7 protein-coding genes and 1 pseudogene are annotated in these 9,955 nt (G+C 53.4%); 2 read left to right on the forward strand and 6 right to left on the reverse strand.

The annotated features are described in order from the left end of the window. Positions 1–219: 219 nt before the first annotated feature. From ACGYLA_RS19055 to ACGYLA_RS19075, 5 genes are all read right to left on the reverse strand, one after another. A complete protein-coding gene (locus tag ACGYLA_RS19055) occupies positions 220–2,508 on the reverse strand; it encodes an ATP-binding cassette domain-containing protein (protein WP_394434531.1) in 2,289 nt (762 codons plus the stop codon). 171 nt (positions 2,509–2,679) lie between these two features. Beyond that, on the reverse strand, positions 2,680–4,023 hold the full coding sequence (locus tag ACGYLA_RS19060) for an ATP-binding protein (protein WP_394434533.1): 1,344 nt from the start codon (positions 4,021–4,023) through the stop codon (positions 2,680–2,682). Then, a complete protein-coding gene (locus tag ACGYLA_RS19065) occupies positions 4,004–4,663 on the reverse strand; it encodes a response regulator (RefSeq protein ID WP_394434535.1) in 660 nt (219 codons plus the stop codon). The genes ACGYLA_RS19060 and ACGYLA_RS19065 overlap by 20 nt, the downstream gene beginning before the upstream one ends. A gap of 60 nt (positions 4,664–4,723) precedes the next feature. Continuing rightward, positions 4,724–5,236, reverse strand: a complete 513-nt coding sequence (locus ACGYLA_RS19070) for a DedA family protein (protein WP_394434543.1) — start codon at positions 5,234–5,236, stop codon at positions 4,724–4,726. Positions 5,237–5,344: 108 nt separating this feature from the next. Then, positions 5,345–5,734 carry a hypothetical protein gene (locus tag ACGYLA_RS19075; protein ID WP_394434537.1) on the reverse strand — a complete coding sequence of 130 codons (390 nt, stop codon included), beginning with the start codon at positions 5,732–5,734 and terminating at the stop codon, positions 5,345–5,347. Between the two features lie 897 nt (positions 5,735–6,631). Here ACGYLA_RS19075 and ACGYLA_RS19080 point away from each other — a divergent pair. Beyond that, positions 6,632–7,389: pseudogene (locus ACGYLA_RS19080) on the forward strand (IS5 family transposase). Positions 7,390–7,403: 14 nt separating this feature from the next. Here the strand turns inward: ACGYLA_RS19080 and ACGYLA_RS19085 are convergent. Further along, complete coding sequence (locus ACGYLA_RS19085) at positions 7,404–7,583, reverse strand: hypothetical protein (RefSeq protein WP_394434539.1); 180 nt, start codon at positions 7,581–7,583, stop codon at positions 7,404–7,406. A 230-nt stretch (positions 7,584–7,813) separates the two neighbouring features. Here ACGYLA_RS19085 and ACGYLA_RS19090 point away from each other — a divergent pair, with 230 nt between their 5' ends. Next, entirely contained in the window at positions 7,814–9,514 is a 1,701-nt protein-coding gene (locus ACGYLA_RS19090; RefSeq protein WP_394434541.1) for a catalase, read from the forward strand. The last annotated feature ends 441 nt before the right edge of the window (positions 9,515–9,955 follow it).

The following is a 9,955-nucleotide window of genomic DNA, read 5'->3' on the forward strand; positions in this document are numbered from 1 at the left end:
GAAGTGTGTTCACATGGGTCAATTCTCAGTGACAATTTATGGGGCTACCGGGTCAGTTCTCAGTGACAATCAACACTCAATTTGGTTTGAGCCGCCTTGCGGCGTGCCTGACTTTGAGGGTCGCGGTTGATGTGAGTGTCACCGCACATTGCAAACCAAAAGGCGCAGCGCTGCTTGCAGCAGATGACACTTTCACCTGCTGCAAGCGTTGATTTCGGATTAGTCGGTCTGCAAGGCTTTGACCGGGTCTTTGTTGGCGGCAATGCGCGAGGGGAAGAGCCCGGCTATCACCGTCACAATCACACTGAGGACGATCAGCAAGACTGCATGTAATGGCGACAGGCTGGCGATGCTGCTCATGCCAAACTGCGCCCCCGCCACAAGGTTCACGATGATCGAGATCACATAGGCAAACGCCACACCGATGACACCGGAAGTCAAGCCGATCAGTGTTGTCTCGGCATTGATGACGCGCGCGATGTCCACCTTGCGTGCTCCAAGCGAGCGCAGGATGCCGATCTCTTTGGTCCGCTCCATCGTTGAGATATACGTGATGATGCTGATCATGGCAGATGAGACGAGCAGGGAAATAGCTGCAAACCCACCTAGAACCATGGCGATGCCGCCCATCATGGTGTTGATCTTGGTCGAAACAGCCGCCGCCTTGTCGGTGTAGACGATCTCGGCGGCATTTTCCGAGGTTTCCGGCCAGGCATTCAGGTGGTCTTTGATGACAGCGCTGGAAGCGGAATCCGCGGCAAAGATGCTGATTGACCCTGGAATATTCGATCCACCCAGTTTGCGAATAAGCTCTCGCTTGTCGTTTGAAGTCAGCGGGAACCCATCCAACACACTATAATCAACGGCACGTTGTGCAGCGACAATTGCACTGTTTTTGGCATTCTGGTGGACATGATCCGCAAGCGTACGTAGATATCCGATCCCTTCGGGGAAGGAATGGGTGAGCCCTGAGAGAGCGTTATCCGGATCGTTCAACTGCATGATACCTGACACTTTCACCGAGAGGCCGCTATCATAGGCCGCCGACAAATCGTTGGTGACGGCAAAACCATCGGCCGCGCTGCCGGTATAGAAGTCATCATTGTAGGCAATCACAAACTTGCTGCCGGTGATATCGCCAAAGTCAATCTCTGATGCGGAAGCATCCAGTCCCATGATGGATAGCGCGGTTTCATTGACCTTTCCGTCATCATCAATAACCAAAAGTACCTCTGTATAGTCTTGTGGAAAATCGCCATGAACCATGCGGCCCAGCGTCAGCATCTGTGCCTCATCGAACAGTTCCATAAACTCTGCCTCATCGGAGGTGGAGACAGCCAGCTTGCCGTTATTTTGAGTGAGAATATTCATCTCCAGATCCGAGCTGATAACAAAATCAGTATAAAGGCTGGGGTCCAGATCTTGCACATAGGCTATATATTCTTCGGTCAGCGTGTTTTGATGGATCACTCGCCGACTGGCAGGATCAAAGGGCACCACAACATTGTCTGAGCTTCGCTTCTTCCGCGCCGACCTTCTTCCGCCCGGACCGTCAGTCGCGGCAATCACATCCCCATCATTGATACTGATAGCTGGCATGCTGGCATACATGGCGCTCTGCATGTGATCGAGCTCTTCACTGACCCCGTTTTGAATCGACAGGACCAGCGCGATACCAAAGATTCCGATACTGCCCGCCGCGGCGACCGCCAGTGTGCGCTTCCATTTTGTCATGATATTTTTGAACGACAGCTTTAGCGCTGTCGCGTAGTCCATCGCCGATCCGCCGATATTCATGCCGGAAGTTGTCTGACTTGCCTGATCCGTTTTTTTACGAAGGACAGTATCGTTTGAGATTTGCCCATCGAGCATCTCAACGATCCGGCTGGAATACGCCTCTGCAAGTTCACGGCTATGGGTGACCATGATGACCAGCTTGTCGCTGGCGATTTCCTTGATCAGCTTCATGATCTCGACAGCGGTTTTACTGTCGAGGGCCCCGGTTGGCTCGTCCGCCAGGATCACATCGGGGTCGTTGACGATGGCGCGCGCAATCGCAACACGCTGTTGCTGCCCCCCTGATAGCAAGTTCGGCTTTTTGTCGGCGTGATCCGCCAGCCCGACACGCTTCAAAGCTTCGCTCGCTTTCTGGACGCGTTCGTTTTTGCTCGATCCGCTCAGAACCAGTGCCAGTTCAACATTGTCTTGAACGGACAGATGCGTAATCAGGTTGTAGTTCTGAAACACAAAACCAACCGAGTTGCAGCGGTAGGCATCCCAATCACTGGAGGCAAAATTCTTGGTGGATTTACCGTCGATGATCAGATCACCACTGGTGTATTGATCCAGCCCCCCAATAATGTTCAACGCGGTTGTTTTACCGCAGCCCGAAGGCCCCACTACAGAAACGAACTCGCCTCTGGAGAACTTCAGATAAACTCCGTTTAATGCTCTGAAGTAACCTTCTCCAGATTCGTAGTTTTTTATTATGTTTTCTAATACCAGCACTTTCGTTGCCTTCCAGGTTGACGTTTCTTTCATCCGAACAAGAGCTTCTGATGCCCGACCTTTGAGGGGCGGCACTGGAGTTTTGTTCTGTTGTGAAACTGATTTGCGGTGCCAACCTGAATCCTGGCTGAATGAAGGAGCCAAGTGCAAAAAATTTAGTTTCCTCGGTTTTCACACCGCGCTGTTCTGAGGCTGCCAGATCTCAAAACGCGCGCCTTGCGTAGCGACCGCATCTATCGCTGCTACCTTCAAGTTGTTCGCGTCTGCTAGGGAACGGACGACAGACAACCCGAGCCCTGCCCCTTGAACAGTATTGCCATCCAAACGGGCGAAGCGTTCAAAGACTTTGTCGCGCATGTCTGCGGGGATGCCAGGGCCGCTGTCTTCTACCGAAATTCTGCCGGAATTCAGACTGACTTGAATCTGCGCTCCGTCCGGGCAGTATTTGACGGCATTGGAGAGGATATTGTCCATGATAATACGCAGATCCTCTTGCGCACAGTGAAACACAGACCCGTCCACGTTCGTCAATTCGATTTCAATGCCTTTACTTTCGGCAACGAGCAAAAGTTCTGCGATAGATTTGCGCAGGACAGGTGCAACTTTGATCTTTGTTTTCAGCGCCTGGCTTTGGTCCGCTCTTGCCTGATCCAGCAGGCTGTCGGCCATTGCGGCAGCCCGATCCACCCCCAACAGAATGTTGTCAAAACGTTTCTGCGCGTCCTCGTTCAAAGTAGTCCGGTCGATCACCTGTATCTGCGCTTTGATTGCGGCCAGAGGCGTACGGATTTCATGGGCCGCATCATCAATGAACTCGCGCTCACGGCCCATCGCTTCTCTGATCCGGTCAAACAGCCCATTGAGCGACACAATGATGGGGGACAGTTCTTCGCCGCGCCCGGTTGTATCCACAATATCCAGCCGATCAGCCGTTCGGTGCTCCAGCTCATTGGACAGATCAGATAAAGGCATCAACCCGATGCGCACTGCATAAAGAATGGCAGCGACCGAAGCGGCAAACACTAATAGCAGCGGCACTAGCGCCGAAAGCACCACCTGCCAGACGATTTTATCCGATTCCTCGCGCGGGCGACCTATGACCAGTTCCCCCCCGGAACTCAAATCGTAGCGCCGAACCAACCATATACCGCCATCGCTGATCACCATATCCGCGTCGATTTCCTCGTGGGAAAACGGCGGCAGGTCCGGTTTTGAATTGAAGGTGATCGCACCTGCTGCATCGCGAACGCGAATGACAAATTTGCCTTCATAGGCTTCGACGCTTTCGCGGATCATTTCTTCGGCACGCGTTTCGATCTGGTCGCCTGCCAGGGTCGTCGTGGCAATGGCCAGAATGTCGGTCTGTTCCTGCAACAGGTTCGAGACCTTGATCCTGGCAGATATGAACAAGGTCGCAGACGCCACAACAAGCGCGACCGCCAGCAACGGGACCAACAACCACTGGATGCGCTGGCGGATGGATCGGCCCCAGATTCTATTCCGCATCGACGACATAGCCAATTCCCCGAATGGTGCGGATCAACCCAGGATCAATGCGCTTCCTGATCTGAGACACATAGACTTCGATGATATTGCTTTCCGGTCCTTCGTCCCATCCGTAGAGTGTTTCTGCCAGTTCATCCTTTGAGATCACCCGGCCTTTGCGCTCCAGCAGTGCAACCAACACCTGGTAAGCTTGCGATGACAGTTCGACCGGTTCGCCATTATACCGAACAGTACGGGAGGCGGGATCCACGCAAAGCTCGCCGTGGGTCAACTCCGGTTCAGATCTGCCGTGCGATCTGCGAATCCGCGCGCGAACCCTTGCTCGGAGCTCCTCCATATCGAAGGGTTTGACCATGTAGTCGTCCGCGCCAAGGTCAAGTCCCTCTATCCTATGCTTCACCGCGCCGCGGGCGGTCAGGATAATAACGGGTTCAGACCTGTGGTTCTTTCGCAGCCAGCGCAAAACACTGATCCCGTCTTGCCCCGGTAACCCAAGATCCAAAATGACAAGGTCAAATTCAGCTGTGGCAAGCGCGTCTTCCGCTTCCAGGCCATCTTTGACCCAATCGGCACGATAGCCGCTGCTGCTCATCGAGGCGTGTATTGCATCACCGATCAAATCGTCGTCTTCAACCAAAAGGACACGCATGGTCTTCTCTTTTTTGTAGGATCTTTGAGTACTTTCAGGGGCTAAGGTTTTCATTCGCTACTAGACCCGATCCCGGCCAGCTTTGCTTTGCTTCGCACGTCGACCGTGGCCATTGCACAACACGATAGCGCCGACAACAGCCACGGCTCCAGCAACAATTATTCCAACTAATCCGGTGACCAGAGATGAAATTTGCGATATCTGCCCCGCAAATGCGAAACCCAATGTTGCGTAGCATATCGTCCAAACGACCCCTCCGGCCAGCGCAGACAGCGTGAACTCCGCCCAAGACTGCTTTAGCGCGCCGGAAAGACATCCGACATAGGGGCCAAGGGGGCTAAGCGCCGTGAGGGTAAGGAAGATTGCAAACAGCCCCTGTCGATCGATCAGTGTCTGCGCCCGCTTTATGACTTGGCCAGTCCTTTGTCTGCGCATCAGTTTTGCAATCAATGGCGTCCCAAATCCACGTGATGCCCAATACAGAATTTGATCACCCACGGCGAAACCAACGAAGGCAAACGCGATGAGCTCTAGGAATTGGAAGTCGCCGGCTGCGGCGCCCCCCCCCTGCAGTCATAACCATCAGCGAAGAGGGAATAGGAACTGCCAGGCAGGAGAGGGTAACTGGCAAGAATATGATCCAAGGGCCGTAGGTTTGGATGAGCGCAGGAAATACATCAGTCATTGCCACATCCATCTTCCCAGTCCCTCTTGCGTTTGTTCGATTAGGGGCTGAAGCTTAGCAATTGTCAGCACTCGCCGGTCCAAGTATTCGGTCATCCTTCGGGGCAGTTCATCAATCGGAGTATCGTCGGGGCACCCAGATGCTTCGATCATGTTCGTCTTCGGACCTTCCCAGAACTGAGCAACGAGGCGTATCGTCTTCCAAGGTTCAACAGGTTGGTTCAGACTTCCCGGATCGGAAAAGAACATCAACTTTCTAAAGAAACTGAAAGCAAAAAGAGCGACCAAAACGATGGCGCGTGCGGCTCTTTGCCAATTCCAAACAAATTGAATAAACCCACGTAGCTTGGACACACCTTCTGCCTCGGTTCTAATTTTGGCGATCATCGGTAAGTTACATCGTGCCATACCCATACAGGCTAATTTGGTGCCGTGTTGGCGCTGTATTGGTGGTTGATTTCCGAAAGAAGGTCTGGCTTCGCCATTGGCCTGGCCAGGCAGGTCGTCACCGAAGGATCATCGCAGGAAGGCTCTTAAATTATTCTTGACGTAGAGATTGCCAATACCGCCATCGGAAACATGACTACGAGAAATGCTAGGGGAGTTAGTGGGCGGGGACTCATCCGAGCCTTGGCCCGACCATCACTGTCGATCGAAGAAGATTTCATCATCGTGCTGCCTCACAAATTGAACTTCTGAGGTCATAGGCGACCTAGCTGAATCTAAGCTGAATCAGATTTTGCAGGACATCTGATCATGGAGTTGATCCGCCGCTCTTCCTTAGCCCGCCAACGGACGACATACTGAACGGCTTGCGGTCCCTGCGGCTTTGATGAAGTAACCGCCCCGACAAGAGCAGCTTGCTAAGGTGAGTCGACAGCGGGCCACGCTGGAAGGCGGTCAAGTCGGACACTATCAGGGTCGGGGTGGATTTGGCGAAAACAGCCTAGCAGATGCATGGGGACGAGTGGCTCCACGCAAGAAGCTGCCACGGCCCTCTTCTAAAGGGGCGCGGCTATTAGATATCTGGCCAACGATGCGCGGCTGATCCTGCCCGTTTGCCGATGCTACGCGAACAGCTTCCGCTTGGAACCTTTCAATCGGTCATGATGCCTTCCGTGTTCGACACGATACGTGGTCAAAGCAGCGGCACAATCCAAGGAAACGCTCAGAAGCCTGCCAAAAATGTCCAGCAGCAGATGCCGCTGGAATCATTTGCTAGGCCCAGGACCCATTGATTATCGTGGAGCCGCATGATTCACCGTCCGAAAACGGAGCGGTGATATGTCTGATCTTTTCTGGCTGAACGATGCGCAGATGGCGCGGCTGGAGCCCTACTTTCCGAAATCCCATGGCAAACCACGTGTCGATGATCGGCGGGTTTTAAGCGGGATTATTTTCCTCAATCGCAATGGTTTGCGATGGCGAGATGCGCCTAAGGAGTATGGCCCCCACAAGACGCTCTATAACCGTTAGAAGCGTTGGAGCGACAAAGGCATTTTCGCACAGATGATGGTGGGACTGGCTGCCGAGCACAGCGAAAAGAATACCGTGATGATCGATGCTACCTACCTGAAGGCTCATCGCACAGCGTCCAGTTTGGGCGTCAAAAAGGGGGGCGTGGACGTCTTATTGGACGAACCGAAGGCGGCATGAACACCAGACTTCATGCAATCTGCGATAGCCGGGGGCGCCCACTCAACCTGTTCGTAACTGCAGGACAGGTGAGCGACTACATAGGTGCGCGAGCGCTTTGCGATAGTCTTCCGGATGTCGGTTGGCTGCTCGGCGATCGCGGCTACGACGCCGACTGGTTCAGAGAAGCATCAAAAGGCAAGGGGATACACGCCTGCATCCCCGGACGAAAACAGCGGAAGGCGACGGTGAAGTATGATAAGCGCAGATACAAACGCCGCAATCGGATCGAGATCATGTTCGGCAGACTCAAGGATTGGCGGCGCGTTGCCACTCGCTACGACCGATGCCCAAAGGTCTTCCTCTCAGCCATCGCTCTCGCCGCCACTGTCATCTACTGGCTATGAGTCCTGTGCCTAGGTCAGCAAGCCGCAGTATCTTCGCTGCAATTTCCAAAGAGAGCGGTGAGTTGCACATTGATGCTATTGCCAATTTCCCCAAGCCCTTCTGGACCGCAGAGCAGATAGATCGCGCCGACAATATGCGAGGCGATCAAAATGGAGAAAAGATAAACAAGTCTCACGCTGAACCCTTTCAACATGTGAAACGCCGGGACTAAAGATGACAAACGAAGTAAGCAATCGTCCATGCTGCATTACAGCAATGCTATGGGTGCATACCTGAGCGGTTCTAAGTTGTAGGTCAGAAAATCAACGATGCCCTGCAAAGCACTGAAGATACGTGACTGCTTTAGCCTCTCCGTACAAGAGTGGGAACTTATTATAAGATTGGTTGTTATAAACGTTTATACCACCAAAGGGATGATAGAATATGAATGACCGTAGAAATGAATCTTCGCACCCGTCCAAAGATCGAATTCTGACCACGCGGCAAGGGCATCCCGTCTCGAACAATCAATCGCAACGCACGGTCGGCAGCAGAGGGCCCGCGACACTAGAAAATTATCAGTTCCTTGAGAAAATCTCGCATTTCGACCGTGAACGGATACCCGAACGTGTTGTCCATGCGCGCGGTTTCGTCTGCTATGGCGAATTCGAAGCGACCGGAATGATAGGGGACGAGCCTGCCAGCACCTATACCCGTGCAAAATTGTTTCAGGAAAGCGGCAAGAAGACGCCACTTGCGATCCGCTTTTCAACCGTGATCGGCGGCCGTGACAGTTCCGAAGTTGCCCGTGACCCGCGCGGGTTTGCTGTCAAATTCTATACCGAAGACGGCAACTGGGACTTGGTAGGTAACAACCTGGCCGTCTTCTTCATTCGTGATGCAATAAAGTTTCCCGACGTGATTCACTCGCTGAAGCCTGATCCAGTGACGTTCCGTCAAGAACCAAACCGCATCTTTGATTTCATGAGCCAGACGCCCGAGGCGATGCACATGCTGACTCATCTGTTCAGTCCGCGTGGCATCCCGGCCAGCTATCGCCACATGGAAGGGTTCGGCGTAAACACTTATAAAATGGTTAACGCGCAAGGCGAAACGGTTCTGGTCAAGTACCATTTCCATCCACGCCAAGGCGTGGCAAGCCTGACTGGCAGCGAAGCTGAAAAGGTACAGGGCAAGGAATTGGGTTCGGCATCCAAAGATCTGTTCACGGCGATTGAGATGGGCAATTTTCCGCAATGGGACATGTACGTCCAGATCATGGAGGATCATGACCATCCCGAACTGGACTGGGACCCGCTGGACGATACGAAGTCATGGCCGGAAAAGGACTTCCCGCTGCGCCATGTCGGCACCATGACCCTGAACCGCAATGTTGATGATTTCTTTAACGAGAATGAACAGATTGCAATGGGGACCGGTGTTCTGGTTGATGGTTTGGACTTTTCCGACGACAAGATGCTGGTGGGGCGGACGTTCTCCTATTCCGACACGCAGCGCTATCGCGTGGGGCCGAACTATCTCCAACTACCGGTAAACCAGCCAAAGGCACCGGTCGCGACGAATCAGTCGGGCGGACAGATGTCCTATTCGCGTGACATGGCACCGAGTCAGAACCCTTCGGTGAACTATGAACCCTCGATCCACAACGGACTGCAGGAAGCTGAGCATCGACCGAATATCCCGCCTCAAATCAGTGGTCAGCTGACCCAGAGTGGGTTGGAACGTCGCAATGATTACGTACAAGCGCGCGGTCGTTATTGCACCATGATGGAGTGGGAGCGGGATGATCTGGTTGCTACCTTGTCAGACCTGCTGTCGCAATGCGAACGCGATGTGCAGGAACGTATGGTCTGGCATCTGCTCATGGTACATGACGATTATGGCACCCGGGTGGGCGATGCTATCGGCGTCAGCGCAGGTGACGTCCGCGACATGGAGCCCCTGGAAGGCCAGATGTTGACCGATGAGGACAAGTCCCGCTTGAAGAACTTGGGCCAGAACGGCGACGAGATTGATCCATCCCATTGGGGTCAATTGACCAGTTCGGTCAAGAACCGCCAAGCCGATGCTGAAGAAGTCCTTGCAGGCCAATTGCCCGATACTCACCGTAAGGTTGCCGAATAATCGGTCAGTGCATTTACTAAAGAATACCAAGGCCGCCCGCCTCATTTGCAGGCGGCCTTTTGTATAACACAGCTATTCTCTGGCCGCGTTTATGCCAAGGGCGTTGGGTTCGCTGTCCACCGGGGTCTTGGCTCTCTCCAAAATCGGACAATGCTGCTTCACAATGGCGTCCGAGGCTGATCGTCTTGACTGTTATTCACGAGATCGATGCCGCCCCGCCACCATGTCTATTGTCGCAATGAAGTTAGGCACAACGAGTGGATCGACGCTTAACACTCTCATCAGACGAATGACCAATCTCGCCTATTGGCCACAAACATCAGTTCAAAGCCCAAAGCTTCTGCCGACGCGTATAGTGCTCTGTCTGTTGATTGTCACTGAGAACTGACCCGGTATTTTCACCGAGATTTGACCCACCCTCAGTTATGCGTCGTGGTTTAT

This window comes from Sulfitobacter sp. 1A13679, from assembly GCF_043557115.1.
In the GTDB taxonomy this organism is placed as follows: domain Bacteria; phylum Pseudomonadota; class Alphaproteobacteria; order Rhodobacterales; family Rhodobacteraceae; genus Sulfitobacter; species Sulfitobacter faviae.